The following is a 13,977-nucleotide window of genomic DNA, read 5'->3' as shown; positions in this document are numbered from 1 at the left end:
TCGTTGGGCAAAGAGCTGAACAACGGTTAAGCGGCAGGTGATGTTATGCAAGTGGTGAAAACTGTGGCGGCCTTGCGCTGCGCAATGGAATTGTTTCGATCGAGCGCTGCTGGCATCGCGATCGGCTTGGTTCCCACCATGGGGGCCCTGCATGAGGGCCATCGCAGCCTGATGACCCGGGCCCGATCGCAATGTGGCCGGGTGGTGGTCAGCATCTTTGTCAATCCGCTGCAATTTGGGCCCCAGGAAGATCTGGAGCGCTATCCCCGAAATTTGGCGGCAGATTTGGCCCTTTGCGAAGCGGCGGGGGTGGATTTGGTCTTTGTTCCTACGCCTGTGGAATTGGGCGTGGCAGTCGATCGCGCGGAACTGACCCAAGTGATCCCGCCGGATCGGTTGGCCACTGTGCTCTGTGGCCGATCGCGGCCGGGCCACTTCCAAGGGGTAACCACGATCGTGACCAAGCTGTTGAATTTGGTGCAGCCTGATTTGGCCTTTTTTGGCCAAAAAGATGCCCAGCAAGTGGCGATTTTGCGGCAGTTGGTGGCGGATTTGAACCTGCCGGTGGAACTGATTACCTGCCCGATCGTCCGAGAGCGCGATGGCTTGGCCCTCAGTTCCCGTAACCAATATCTGAACGCCACGGAACGACAGCAGGCCTTGGCGATTTTCCAGAGCCTGCAAGGGGCGATCGCCCAATTCCAGGCCGGCGAGCGATCGGTGGCGGCCCTGTTGGAACCGGTGCGATCGGCCCTCAGCCAAGCGCCGGGCCTGAGCCTGGACTATGCCGAGCTGGTGGATCCCGACTCCCTCGCGCCCCTGCAAACCTTAGAGCAGGCGGGCCTGTTGGCGGTGGCGACCCAGGTGGGATCGGCGCGCCTGATTGACAACGTGATTCTGCAAACGCGCCGGCCGATTGTGGCCATCGATGGGCCGGCGGGTGCGGGCAAGTCCACCGTAACCCGGTTGGTGGCCCAGCAATTGGGGCTGCTGTATTTGGATACGGGAGCCATGTATCGATCGGTGGCTTGGTTGGCCCTCGATCGGGGACTGGATCCCGCCGATCGCCTGGCCATGGCTGAGCTATCCGCCGATTGCACCATCCGCTTTGGCGAACCGGTCACCCCCGGCGGTGAACAGCGCGTTTGGATCAATGGCCAAGAGGTGACCAGCTTGATCCGAACTCCGACCGTCACCGCTCAAGTGTCCGTGGTGGCGGCCCATTCGGAGGTGCGGCGGGCCCTGGTGGCCCAACAACGGGCGATCGGGCGTTGGGGCGGCCTGGTGGCCGAAGGGCGCGACATTGGCACCCATGTTTTTCCCGAAGCGGAGGTGAAAATCTTTTTGACCGCCACCCCCCGAGAGCGGGCTAAGCGACGGTTACAGGATTGGCGCGATCGGGGCCAATCTGACCTGCCGGATTTGGATAGCCTGGAAGCCGCCATCACCGAGCGCGATTACCAGGACAGCAACCGCGCCGTCGCACCCATGGTTAAGGCTATGGATGCTTGGGAGTTGGTCACCGATGGCATGACGATCGAGCAAGTGGTGCAAGCGATTGTGGCGCGGGTTCCTTAGGGGCTGTCATCCTGGGGGCTGAATTTTGATCCGGGTCGCTGGCGATCATCTCCGGGACGGAGTAGGCGCGATTCCTGCATCTCCGGGACGGAGTAGGCGCGATTCCTGGGGTGCAAAATTCGATGACAGGCCCTAATCCTAGGCGGCGACGGTGGCCAATGCCTGGGGAGCAGGGGCGATCGAACCGGGGGCGGCACGCTGACCGGGAATCGCCACCATAAACTCTGTGCCCCAGGCTGGATCCGTGGTGCAAATCAGTTGGCCACCATGTTTTTCCACCACGATTTGATAGCCGATCGCCAGGCCCAGCCCCGTGCCGCGGCCCACCGGCTTGGTGGTGAAAAAGGGATCAAACATCCGTTGCTGCACTGCTTCTGGAATCCCAGGGCCATTGTCCCGAATCCGCACCACAAACAAATCATCACCCGATCGCGCCTCCGTGGAAATCACAATTTCCGGGTGCGGACATTGGCCCCGCAACGCCGCCTCTTCCAGCGCATCCACCGCATTCACCAGCAAATTCACAAACACCTGGCTCATCAAACCCGGGTAACAATCCACGGGCCAAGCATCGTCGTATTGGGTCACCACATGAATTGTGGGCGAGGAGCCGTTGCCCTTTAATCGATGCCCCAAAATCATCAGGGTACTGGCGAGGGCTTCATGCAAATCCACACGACGCATTTCCTGGCCATCCATCCGCGAAAAATTGCGCAAATCATGCACAATATTGCGAATTCGTTCCGTGCCTTCGCGCATCGATCGCACCACCTTGGGCAAATCATCCACCAGGAAATCCAGGTTCAGATCATCTTGGTAATCCCTAATTGCTTCAGGGGGATGGGGATAGGTTGCTTGATACATTTCCAGCAGCGTTAGCAACCCATTCATATATTCCTGAACATAGTCCAAATTGCCATAGACAAATGAGGTGGGATTATTGATTTCGTGGGCAATCCCGGCCAACATTTGGCCCAAGCTGGACATCTTTTCAGTCTGAATAAGCTGGGCTTCCGTGTCTTTCAAATCCGTGAGGGCGGCTGACAATTCACGGGTGCGCTCTTCCACTCGCTGCTCCAAGGCCAAATTGGCTTGTTCCAGGTGCTCGTTCGCCTGTTCCAATTTTTCAAAGGAGGTTTTTAGTTGCCGACCCATGGAATCAAAGGAATGGGAGAGCGCACTGAGTTCCACAATTGGCGATCGGGGCGGAAGGGTTTGTTTTTGATCGATCGCAAACCGTTCCGCCGCTTCGGCCAACTGTTGCACGGGACGGCTAATAGTCCGGGTGGTGACCACTCCCAGCACCACCGATCCCGCCACGGCCAAGGCACAAATCCAAATGGTTTGTTCAGTGCTGCGATCCACTTCTCGGGTCAAGTCCGATCGGGGAATGGCCAACAGAATTTGCCAATCTAAGCCCTCTAAACCATTCCAACTGACCGATCGCACAAAATAAGGCTGATCTTGCAGGGGGGCTTCCAGTTCCACATCTTGCAGGAGTTGCCCATCTTTGGCCCGCACCAAGCTCCCTAAAGATTGCAACACCCGATCGCTGGTGTTATCCATCGATAGGCGCTGAATGGAACCGCTATCCTGAGAGAAGCTATTGCCTGTGGAGGTGGCAATCACCTTCCCATCCCGCTCCAAAAGATAGACCCGGGCATTAGGGGTAACGTGGAGGGCTTGGAGTTGTTGTTGCAAGGCATCAAAGAGAAAATCAATGCCAATGACCCCCTTGAGCGATCGATTCTTTTCGCTATAGACGGGATAACTGGCAGACACCGCCAGCCGCTTGGTGGGTTCACCGGTTTCCCAGGTATAAATAGGACTCCAAGTGGGACTTTGTGCCCGCACCCCTGCTAAATACCAATCATCAGTTCGCGGTTCATAATCATACAAATCAAGCTGTTTTTTAACCTTCCCATTATTATCCAACAGCGATCGCTTCACTTTCCCCAAATGCTGTTTGGGATCAATCACCTCCGAGACCAAATCGCCATTACTCAGCCGTTCAATCCCGACAAATAATCCCTGAGGATTGGCAAAGTTAATGTAAGTCATGCCGGGATAAATTCGCATACTTTGCCAGAGTTGCTGTTGGATAGCCCCCAAGTCTTCGGAGGAAATCACATCCCGAGCCAGAAGCTGGGCATTGATGCCATTGATTTGATGCGGTTGCCGCAACTCCTGCAACAACTTGGATTCGACCGTTTCAACCGTGTGGTTTTCCAGATGATCCACCATCCGGCCAACGGCCTGGCGGCTATTTTGGATCGACCAATAGGCACTCAGACCAACAGCCAAGCCCACTTCCAGGCAAAACGGAATAATTAGCAAAAACTTGAGACGAATCCAAGCACCTTTGCGGATTCCTGTCTCTTTGGCCGCGCCACTCGATCGCCGTTGATGTTGAACCATCTTCATAGTCGCCATCCACTTTCCTAAACGAATAGTTATAAACCGTCAATTGGAAAAAACTAGGGAAGGCTCGATCGAGTCGCGAGGCCACGGCAGAACGTCCCAATGAATGTTCAGCAAACGATGCTGCACACAACAATTGGTATGCCAGGATACCATCTGACTTCGATTGTGACCCAAGAAATTTGGGCTAATTTGAAAGTTCTTTGGAAGTTTTTAAGTTTAAATTTTGTGGAATTGACTAATTTTGTTTAGATTTAAGGGGTTTTTAAATTCCCAGGCTTTGTCACTCGCTCAGAGTCATCTTTTCGCCAGTTATTCCCAGGATGTCGAACAATCCTTCAGGATCGGATCCGGCTGTCCTGGAACTGGGAGCAAAAGGCATCAAAATGGAAACGGCCGGCGAATATTGCCGCCGGTAGCCATCCAGTGTTTGATGGATGGTTTGGCATATTGGGTGATTGGGTTTGCGCCTGGCTCTTGCGGTAGGAGGTTAAAAACGTGGCTAGCGGATTTGTTTCGCAATCGATCGCCCCTGGGGCAACAGTCCCGATCGCGGATCCCCATCAGTTTGCGGCGCGGCACATTGGGCCCGACCCGATCGAAGCGTCGGCCATGCTGGAGGCCATGGGGCTGGAATCGATCGACCAACTGATCGATAAAACAATCCCGGCGGATATTCGCTTGGGGCGATCGCTCGAGTTGCCCCCGGCCATGACGGAAACGGCGGCCCTGGCGCGGTTGCGGGAGATTGCCAGCCAAAACCAAATTTGGCGATCGTTCATTGGCACGGGCTACTACGGCTGCATCGTGCCCGGCGTGATTCAGCGGAATGTGTTGGAAAATCCCGGCTGGTACACGGCCTACACGCCCTATCAGGCGGAAATTGCCCAGGGTCGGCTGGAGGCGCTGCTGAATTTCCAAACCATGGTTTGTGATTTGACCGGGCTGGAAATCGCCAATGCGTCCTTGCTGGATGAGGCCACGGCGGCGGCGGAAGCCATGGCCCTGAGTTATGGCGCGACCCAATCGAAGACGGCGCGGGCCTTTTTTGCGGATCAGGGTTGCCATCCCCAAACGATCGCCCTGTTGCAAACCCGGGCCCAACCGCTGGGCATTGACGTGATCGTGGCGGACTGGCGATCACTGACGGCGGCGGATTGGACGGCGCACGGCATCTTTGGGGCGATCGTCCAATACCCGACCAGTTTGGGGGCGATCGAGGATTATCGCCAACTGGTGGAGCAGGCCCACGCCGCCGATGCGCTGGTGACGGTGGCCACGGATCTGTTGGCCCTGACCCTGCTGGAGCCGCCGGGCGATTGGGGCGCGGACATTGCGATCGGCAGTTCCCAGCGGTTCGGCGTGCCCCTCGGCTATGGCGGGCCCCACGCGGCCTTTTTTGCCACGCGCGATCAGTTTAAGCGGCAACTACCCGGCCGGATCGTCGGCGTTTCCAAGGATGCCCAGGGCAAGCCGGCCCTACGCCTGTCGCTGCAAACCCGTGAGCAACATATCCGCCGGGACAAGGCCACCAGCAACATCTGCACGGCCCAGGTGCTGTTGGCGGTGATGGCGGCCATGTATGCCACCTACCACGGGCCGGCGGGTTTGCAGGTGATCGCCCAGCGGGTGCGCCACCAAACCGTCAGCCTGGCCCATGCCTTGCAAGCTCTGGGTTACGAGGTAGCGGAAACCGCCCAACTATTCGACACGATCGCCCTGAAACCCACGGATCGATCGCCCCATCGATCGGCTGCGGAGGTGCAAATTGCCGCCGAAGTGCGCCAGGTGAATTTGCGTTACCTGCCCGACGGGTCGATCGCCCTCAGCCTGGACGAAACGACCACGGATCAGGATCTCGACCAACTGATCAAGATCTTTGGTGGCCAGGCGATCGCCCCCGTGGAACCGCCCGCCCTGACCCGATCGCGCACCAGCGACTACCTGACCCACCCGGTCTTTAACCGCTACCACAGCGAAACGGAGCTGCTGCGGTATTTGCACCGGTTGGAAGCCAAAGACCTGGCCCTGAATCAATCGATGATTCCGCTCGGATCTTGCACCATGAAGCTGAACGCCACGGCGGAAATGATTCCCGTCACCTGGCCGGAGTTTGGCAACCTGCACCCCCACGCGCCCCGATCGCAGGCGGCCGGCTACCAAATTTTGTTTGAGGAGCTGGAGCGGGATTTGGCGGAAATCACCGGCTTTGCGGCCTTGTCCCTGCAACCGAACGCCGGTTCCCAGGGCGAATATGCCGGACTGCTGACCATTCGCCACTACCACGCGGCCCGGGGCCAGGGCGATCGCACCGTTTGCCTGATTCCCCAATCGGCCCACGGCACAAATCCTGCCAGCGCCGTGATGGTGGGGCTGCAAGTGGTTCCCGTGGCCTGCGATGCCAACGGCAACATCGACCTCGACGACCTGCGGGCCAAGGCCGACCAGCACGCCGATCGCCTGGGCGCGTTGATGATTACCTACCCCTCCACCCACGGCGTGTTTGAGACGGCGATTCGGGAAATCTGCGCGATCGTCCACGATCGGGGCGGCCTGGTCTATATGGACGGCGCGAACCTGAACGCCCAGGTGGGCCTCTGTCGGCCCGGCGATTTCGGGGCCGATGTGTGCCACCTGAATTTGCACAAAACCTTCTGCATTCCCCACGGTGGCGGCGGCCCCGGCATGGGGCCGATCGGGGTGGCGGCGCACCTGGCTCCCTTCTTGCCCCCCACCGATTGGCAGGCGATCGCCCAGGCCCCCACGGGGGACGGCTCGATCGGCTTGGTTTCGGCGGCCCCCTTCGGCAGCGCCAGCATTCTGCCCATTTCCTGGATGTACATTCGGATGATGGGCGCGGACGGCCTGAAACGGGCTACGGAACTGGCGATCCTAAACGCCAACTACATCGCCCACCGGCTCGATCGCCACTTCCCCGTGCTCTATCGCGGCGAGGCCGGCTTCGTGGCCCACGAGTGCATCCTCGATCTGCGCGGCGTGAAACAGTCGGCGGCGATCGAAGTGGACGACATCGCCAAACGGCTGATGGATTATGGGTTCCACGCGCCCACGGTTTCCTGGCCCGTGTTGGGCACGATCATGGTCGAACCCACCGAAAGCGAATCAAAAGCCGAGATCGATCGCTTCTGTGATGCCCTGATCGCGATTCGGGACGAGATTCGGGCGATCGAATCCGGCTCCATGCCCCGGGACAACAACCCCCTGAAACACGCGCCCCACGCCGCCGACGTGTTGCTGAAGGCCGACTGGGAGCGCCCCTACAGCCGCGAGCAGGGAGCCTACCCCGCCCCCTGGACACGCGAGGTGAAATACTGGCCGCCGGTTTCCCGGATCGACAACGCCTGGGGCGATCGCAACCTGGTTTGCTCCTGCCTGCCGATGGAGGCCTACGCCGAACCCAGCTAAAACAACACTCTAGGGTTGATCGCCGTCATTGTCGGTGAAGACTAAAGCGGCTGGTTTTCCTGGCCACAATCGTCGTAACAAGGGGCTTAAGCCCCTTGTTTGCCAACAGTTTGGCAGTGACAGATCAGAGTTTTCAGTAGTTTAAAAATTCCCGTTAATCATCCTCAGGGCGATCGCTACTCCAAAACAACTCCAAGGCTGATTCATCCACGAGATAGGCCGAGGTTTGATCGCCAATTACCCGCTTGCCCACCCTCGGAAAAGTAGCCATATCCAAGGGTTTGTTTTCGCCACCCATCAGATAAACCAACTCTTCATCAAACGGGTTACGCAAGTGGTGCGGCTGTTGTGGAATCCCAAAGCCCATGAAATCCCCCGGCCCCACTTCATATTCCGCTTCCCCAATTTCCGCAATGCCCCGGCCCGACAAAATATAAACCCACTCTTCTTCGGTTTGGTGAGCATGGTAAATAAATGACTCTTTACCGGGTGGTACTCGGGCGATCGTCACCCCAATTTGTTTGAGACCAACCGCACGACCCAAAAACCGTAAATCAATTTCTGAATTGGGATTGAGCGGGTGTTGAAATTGGACTGCATCCATCGCATCAATCTCAGATGCTTTGATCAGCGCAGGTAACTTTTCAGGGTTCATGGCTTTGGCTCTTTAGGGTACTGAGTCGCTGAGAATCAAACTAGCTGTTTTAGGATCGTATTGAAATTGCTCGATCGCCCCCTCCTGAATTTTCTGGATCGCTGTTTCAATCACCTCCAGCGGCACAAAAAACTATTCCTTAGGCTTCACCGGTTCCCCGAATCGATCAAGCAGTTCAAGCGCTAAGCAGGCACGATCAAAATTCCATGTAATAACGGTTGGCGGTTAAGTTGGGCTTTGATCGGGCGGATTTTGATTAGGGGATTGCGGTTCAGTATTCTCGGTTGTCGTCTGGTTAACATCTGGGTCGCTAGGGGGCGTTTGCAGTTGTTGCATGAACCAAGCCGCCGCGGCCGTGTTGGTTTCTGTGGCTAGTCGTTCCAGGGTTTGTTCTAGGAGGGTGATCGGTAAACCCGCCAACACCTGCGATTGTTCCAACAATTGATAGTGACCCGACTCATCCAAGCCAAAGGCAAAAATCCGCAATCCCTTAACATCAACCACCCAATATTCAGGAATCCCTAAACTTGCATAAAGCTGTTTTTGTTCATCCAAATCTAGGCTGAGGGTGGTGTCAGCAATTTCACCCACTAGGTCGGGCCGGCGATCGCGTTGTAGATTAATTCGACGCGGCTGGCCCGGTTGCCATTGGGGAATATTATCCCCTCGATAGAGCACCAAATCGGGCGAACAGGCGTGGGTTTCCGGTGCTTCTAGTAAGCAGCGACCGTAGGATTGCAGGGTGACTTCTGGATGGAGAAATGCCCAAAATCCAAAAATCATCGTGATCAAATCGCTAAACGCCGCATGATTCGGCCCTTCAAATCCCATATTGACCCACAACCAATCGTGATGAAATGCAATTTTTTGCCAATTTGAATTGGAATCGCGAACCGCTAGATAATCTGCCCAGGTGGCATCATGGCGCTGCCAGCGAGATGCCAGTGGTGGTGTGGTGGGTCTATCCAGTGCTAGGGTCATCGATCGCCTCCTAGGATCTCTGATCTGCTCTCACTTTGCTGGCCGAAAACGCGATCGTAGCTGTTATATAGATTCTCTTTGCAAGTCAGCTCTCAATCAGGTCTCTAATCAAGATTGTGATCGTGCTAGTGGGGTTTTGGGTCGGTGGGGCCAATTGGGTGACCGATCGCACTGGCGGGGCCCTTGTCCGCCGGGTCTGAGGTTAGCGGATTTTGCTGATCTGCGAAGGTGCGTAAACCGTCCAAAATTTTCAGAATTTGAGCGGTGTTCAGGCGATCGAGCGCCCCTTGGCCCTGATTGGCCCAGGCAACCCAAGGCTCTGTTCCGCTGGCCGCCGACCATTGGGCCAACTGCTCCACAAAACCACGCATCTGGCGCAGGGTCATGGTTTGGCGCAGGGATCCTTCATAAACCAAGAGCCACGATCGCACCACCAGGGGATTGGGGGCCGCGTCGGTGGGCTGAATCGGGGCGATCGCCCGGCTTGCAGCTAAATCCGTTGGGGCCAGCGGCGGCGGGGGTTGCTCTGCGGCCTGTTGCAGGGCAGCTTTCAGGGCCATGTCCAGGCTGGCGGAATGGTCGGCCCCTGAGTTGATCGGGGGCTGGGGTGGAATGGGGCCGTTGATTGGCCGCTCTGTGGGTGATTTTACGGGTAATTCTGGGGGTAATTTTGCGGGTGATTCTGGGGCTAGCGCTGGAGTTAGTTCAAAATTTAACGCCTTGAACGCCAGCGCCCGATCTCCCGTTGGTTCCGTTGCGAGGGTTGGTTCCGGCTCCGGTGCAAATTTCGGTTCTGATCCCCATGGTGCTTGCGGCATCCAGCCCTCAAAATTCTCTAACCCTCTCCAGACCTCTCGGGTTTCCGGGTTGTGGGGTTGGTCGGGGGCGATGGGATGCGGGTTCGATCGCCCCGTGATCGGTGTTGGAACCACCGGAACCGCCGGAAAATACAAACAAAACTGGCTGCCTCGCCCCAAGGTGCTGCGTACTTGGATGGTGCCCCCCAGCATGGCCGTGAGCCGCTTGACGATCGCCAGGCCCAACCCTGTGCCGCCATATTCTCGCTCGCACTGCCCTTCGCTTTGAATAAAGGCTTCAAAAATTCGCGCTTGCTGGTCGGGCGCGATGCCGATGCCCGTATCTGTGACCGTTAACAGCAGATTGAATGTGGGTTCCTGAAGGGTTTCGGGGTTGGGTTGGCCCGTGAAGTTGGGATTGACGAACGGGGGATGAGTAGGGCGCTGGTGGGTTGGTACTGGGCGATCGATGTTGTGGGCCGTCTGGGGAACCGCATGGCTGGGGATGGTTTGCAGGGAAATCGTGACATGGCCGCGCTCGGTGAACTTCACGGCATTGCCCACCAAGTTGACCAAAATTTGTCGGAGGCGCACGGAGTCAAAGGTGATCAACTCAGGGATGCAATCGGCCACGGCCACCTGCACTTGAATCCCTTTTTGTTGGGCTGCCACCGTAAACATTTCCGCCACCTCGCGCAACACTAAGCGTGGGCGAATGGGGCCCCAGTGCAACACCAGTTTTCCCGCTTCAATTTTTGAGAGATCCAACAAATCGTTAATTAAAGCCAACAGGGTTTCCCCGCTTTGGGTCATCACCTGAAGCCACGATCGGGTTTTGGGGTCGCGGGCTTCCCGTTGCAGCAGTTCACAAAACCCCAAGATGGAGTTCATGGGGGTGCGAATTTCGTGGCTGAGATTCGCTAAAAATTCGCTCTTGGCACGGTTGGCCAGGTCGGCGGCTTCTTTGGCTTGGCGCAGGGCAGTTTCGGCGGTGGCACGGGATTGGGCCATGGCCATCAATGTGCCGACTTGCTGGGCCCATTTGATGCTGCCGGGTTCCCAAGCGGCGGGCTGGTTCATGGCCAAGACAAAGCAGGCTACTAGTTCACTGCGGTAGTGAATGGGCAACACCCCGATCGAACTCATGCCCTGTTCGGCTAACCAATGGTTGATTGCAGTGTTCAAGGGGGTTGAGCGATCCGCAGAATCTGGCAACAGGATCGGTTCCGATCGATCCAGGCGATCGCCCAACCAATCCAACGGCAACAATAGCGTTGAGGGATCCGGCGTGAGCGGACAAGCCACCTGATCCGTCGGCCGTAACCAATAGCCATCCAAACTCCAGGGCTGACCGGCGGCCGGCTGTGAACAAAACCAGGCATGGCTTAGATGCAGGGCGGAAACCACTGTGGAAAGCGTGGTGGCCAGGGCAACACCAATATCTTCGTTCAAAAATTGCTGGGAGAGGCTGGCCAAAACCCGATCGCGGTGCGATCGCCGTTGCAACACCTCCAGCAGCCGTTTCAGATCCGTAATATCGTTGGCCGTTCCCAGCAGCAATTGCGGCCGCCCCTGCTCATCCAAGCTAAACACCGTTTCCCGACTGCTGAGGGTGCGCCATTCTCCATTGGCATGACGCATTCGATATTCCCGCTCCAAAACCTGGCCCACCTCGGTTCGGGCACAGGTGCGCCCATATTGCAGCAGCGCCAACCAGTCATCGGGGTGAAGCACATCCACAAAGGAGCCTTGGGCCATGCGCTGAATTTCCGGCACCGAGTAGCCCAGCAGGGTTTCCACCGCTTGGTTCACATAGACCAACTCTTGATCCAACAGGTTGTAGAGGTAGAGCAAGTTGGGGGTGGAGTCGGCCAACTGCTGCACAAACCGCTGGCTTTCGGCCAGTTGGGCCGTGCGTTCCTGAACGCGCTGTTCTAGCTGTTCGTTCAGTTGGCGCAAGGCTCCCTCAACGGCCTTGAGGGGGGTGATGTCTGCAATGTTGCCCAGCAGTTGGGTGGGATGACCTTGGCGATCGCGCGAGAAGATCGTTAACCGTTCAAAGAGCCAGCGCCATTCCCCGTCCGATCGCTGCATTCGATATTCCCGCTCGCAAATTTCCCCATCCGTGCAGCTCAAAACGGTTTCGTAGTGATGGGCCAAGCGCTCAAAATCGTCGGGATGCACCAGGCGCACCACCATGGCGCTGGTCATGGCTTGGATTTCCCGAGGGGTGTAGCCCAAAATATCCTGCACCGCATGGTTGATGTAGAGGGTGCGGTTCTGGGTCAGATCGTAGAGATAGACCATGTTGGGGTTCGCATCGGCCATTTTTTGCAGCATGTGTTGACTGTGGGCCAGGTCGGTGGACTGTTCGGCGGCGCGGGTTGCTAATTCCGTGTTGAGGCGATCGATCGCGCGGTTCGCCCGCTGTCGTTCCAGTTCGGCCGCAGCCCGGGCCGCAAAAATTCGCAAAATGGTGATGTGGTTGGGATCTTCCGGCAATGGCTGCGTATCCATCACAATTAAGGCCCCGATCGTTGTGCCTTGGGAGTCTTGGAGGGGCACGCCTGCGTAGCTTTCGGCTCCCAGGTTGCGCAGGTTGGTTCCTTGGGGAAATTGGGATTGCAAATGTTGCCCACAGGTGTAGGTTTGGCCGCCAAAAACGATGGCACAGGGGTGATGGGTCCAGTAATAGGCAAAGCTGGTTCCCCATTCCGTTTGATTCCACCAGGCCAACACCTCTGCTTGGTTGCATCGATGATCCATGACGCTGGTGAGAAAGGCATAGCGAACGCCTAGGGATTCGGCCAACAGCCGCACGCAGTTCTCAAAAAAGGCTTTGCCGGTGCTGGTGGTGGCTTCGACCAAGGCCCGCAACATGGCTTCCCGGCGCTGGAGATCGCTGATGTCTTGGAAGGCTAAGAACAAACAGGCTTGGCCGTCCAGCTCGATCGGGGCGGCAGACAGTTGCACCATTTTGCGCTGGCCGTTGAGATCGTGAATTGCGAGTTCCGGCGACTGGTAATAGCGACCGGTTTGGATGGTGGAGCGAATTTGTTGATAGTCCCGATCGCGCAAAAATCCCTGAAGTGACTGCACACCGAGGCCTTGCACTTCCGCTGGCAAATAGCCGGCCAAGCGTGTGAAGGCTTCATTGGCTTCCAAAATCAAACCTCCTCCATCCAAAATTAGGCCAGGAGAAGGATTAAGTCGAAAAACCGCCATCCAGCGTGATTCGGTCAGGCGCAAGGCTTGGGCAATGGACTGACTGACCCGATCGCGATCGGGATTGCGATAAACCAAGGGGCGATCGGTGGCGGCCAGGGTTGGCAGGGGCGATCGGTTCCAGGGGCGATCAAGTGCAGGTTTGCTAGATCCAGGTTTAGTTAATCCAGGTTTAGTTAATCCAGGTTTTATGGATTCAGGGTCGATCGCCCCCCCAGACCCGATGAATTCAGCGGATTCCGACAGACCCAACTCAGGAACTTCCGCCGCCTGCGTTTCGGCGGCCTGCTCCAATCCTTCCAGCCGCAAGGCCACCGCCAACGACAGGGCCACCCCTTGCAATTCCCGCTGGGCCACAATCGACAGGGGTGGCATCGGAGCCGATTGCACGGCCATCAGCCAACCCCAATGGCGTTGTTGGGGGGCAATGGGAATCGCCACAAAACATTGAATTTGCAAGGCCTTGAGATGTTGCGAGAGCAAGGGCGATCGCCGTTGAAGCGGCCCCGCCACCCCAATCACCGGCTCCAACACCGTGACGGGCAGCAGCGGAAACTGCAACGGCAACTCTCCACCCAAGCGGCTGTCCTCATCGGGGCGGCTGGATTCATAAACCACCTGTAATGCTTGGTTATGGATCCGCTGGGCAATTAAGACCGCATCCACCCCCAACTGCAGCCGCAAATCGCTCAAGGCGGCTTGGGCAATGCGAGACCAGCGATCGCCCCGAGCCAACCGCTCCATCACTCGTTGGGCCAGATTTCCCGTTTCCGTTGCCCGCTGTCCGCGCGATCGCTCAACGCTGTGGCCCATGTCCGGGCGATCGAGAAAGGTCTCACTCAGTGCCATAGCAAAAAACGAATCGCACCTCAGTTTGGGATAGGCGGAACCTTC

Annotated in this window: 6 protein-coding genes; 2 read left to right on the top strand and 4 right to left on the bottom strand. The window is 57.3% G+C overall.

What is annotated here, in order from left to right; genetic code table 11:
* Positions 1 to 45: 45 nt before the first annotated feature.
* On the top strand, positions 46 to 1,578 hold the full coding sequence (locus AC2IAX_RS03800) for a bifunctional pantoate--beta-alanine ligase/(d)CMP kinase (protein ID WP_494389400.1): 1,533 nt from the start codon (positions 46 to 48) through the stop codon (positions 1,576 to 1,578).
* Between the two features lie 138 nt (positions 1,579 to 1,716).
* Here the strand turns inward: AC2IAX_RS03800 and AC2IAX_RS03795 are convergent, their stop codons facing one another.
* Complete coding sequence (locus AC2IAX_RS03795; protein ID WP_494389399.1) at positions 1,717 to 4,011, bottom strand: ATP-binding protein; 2,295 nt, start codon at positions 4,009 to 4,011, stop codon at positions 1,717 to 1,719.
* Between the two features lie 513 nt (positions 4,012 to 4,524).
* Between AC2IAX_RS03795 and gcvP the strand changes: the two genes are divergently transcribed.
* The gene (gene gcvP / locus AC2IAX_RS03790) at positions 4,525 to 7,425 is read left to right on the top strand and encodes an aminomethyl-transferring glycine dehydrogenase (RefSeq protein WP_494390267.1); all 2,901 of its coding nucleotides are present in this window, start codon (positions 4,525 to 4,527) and stop codon (positions 7,423 to 7,425) included.
* Between the two features lie 154 nt (positions 7,426 to 7,579).
* Here the strand turns inward: gcvP and AC2IAX_RS03785 are convergent, their stop codons facing one another.
* From AC2IAX_RS03785 to AC2IAX_RS03775, 3 genes are all read right to left on the bottom strand, one after another.
* On the bottom strand, positions 7,580 to 8,029 hold the full coding sequence (locus AC2IAX_RS03785; protein WP_494389398.1) for a cupin domain-containing protein: 450 nt from the start codon (positions 8,027 to 8,029) through the stop codon (positions 7,580 to 7,582).
* Between the two features lie 276 nt (positions 8,030 to 8,305).
* Positions 8,306 to 9,061, bottom strand: coding sequence for a Uma2 family endonuclease (locus AC2IAX_RS03780; protein ID WP_494389397.1), 756 nt, complete (start codon positions 9,059 to 9,061; stop codon positions 8,306 to 8,308).
* A gap of 125 nt (positions 9,062 to 9,186) precedes the next feature.
* Positions 9,187 to 13,932: a PAS domain-containing protein gene (locus tag AC2IAX_RS03775; RefSeq protein WP_494389396.1), complete on the bottom strand. Its 4,746-nt coding sequence runs from the start codon at positions 13,930 to 13,932 to the stop codon at positions 9,187 to 9,189.
* Positions 13,933 to 13,977: the final 45 nt, after the last annotated feature.

Source organism: Limnothrix sp. HT2024, from assembly GCF_059138625.1.
The sequence above is the reverse complement of the archived record's forward strand: the minus strand, read 5'-3'. Positions and strand labels throughout refer to the sequence as shown.

Excerpts from the sequence above, each read along its gene's own strand:
- AC2IAX_RS03780 (WP_494389397.1), bottom strand. The coding sequence starts at position 9,061 with ATGACCCTAGCACTGGATAGACCCACCACACCACCACTGGCATCTCGC.
- AC2IAX_RS03785 (WP_494389398.1), bottom strand. The coding sequence starts at position 8,029 with ATGGATGCAGTCCAATTTCAACACCCGCTCAATCCCAATTCAGAAATT.
- AC2IAX_RS03775 (WP_494389396.1), bottom strand. The coding sequence starts at position 13,932 with ATGGCACTGAGTGAGACCTTTCTCGATCGCCCGGACATGGGCCACAGC.
- AC2IAX_RS03800 (WP_494389400.1), top strand. The coding sequence starts at position 46 with ATGCAAGTGGTGAAAACTGTGGCGGCCTTGCGCTGCGCAATGGAATTG.
- AC2IAX_RS03795 (WP_494389399.1), bottom strand. The coding sequence starts at position 4,011 with ATGGCGACTATGAAGATGGTTCAACATCAACGGCGATCGAGTGGCGCG.